1 protein-coding gene is annotated in these 282 nt (G+C 48.6%); it reads left to right on the top strand.

What is annotated here, in order from left to right:
• Nucleotides 1-4: 4 nt before the first annotated feature.
• On the top strand, nucleotides 5-282 hold a 278-nt coding region (locus SB773_RS31210), incomplete at its 3' end, for an ATP-binding cassette domain-containing protein (protein WP_410594152.1).

The raw sequence follows: 282 nt of genomic DNA, 5'->3' as shown, positions 1-282 counted from the left end.
AACGATGAAGCAGCATTTGCTAGAAATCGAGAATTTAAAAGTGAACTTCAAGACGTACGGTGGGGAAGTCCAGGCTGTGCGCGGTGTTTCCTTTCATGTAGACAAAGGTGAAACGGTCGCGATTGTTGGCGAGAGCGGCTGTGGAAAAAGTGTAACAGCACAAGCAATTATGGGGCTGATCCCGAATCCTCCAGGTAAAATAGTGGGGGGCAAGGTGAATTTCGAAGGGAAAGAGATCACACATTTGCCGAAGAAGGAACTGCTTGGTATTCGGGGGACGCA

The organism is Bacillus sp. SIMBA_074 (assembly GCF_046534555.1).
In the GTDB taxonomy this organism is placed as follows: domain Bacteria; phylum Bacillota; class Bacilli; order Bacillales; family Bacillaceae_G; genus Bacillus_A; species Bacillus_A mycoides.
The sequence above is the reverse complement of the archived record's forward strand: the minus strand, read 5'-3'. Positions and strand labels throughout refer to the sequence as shown.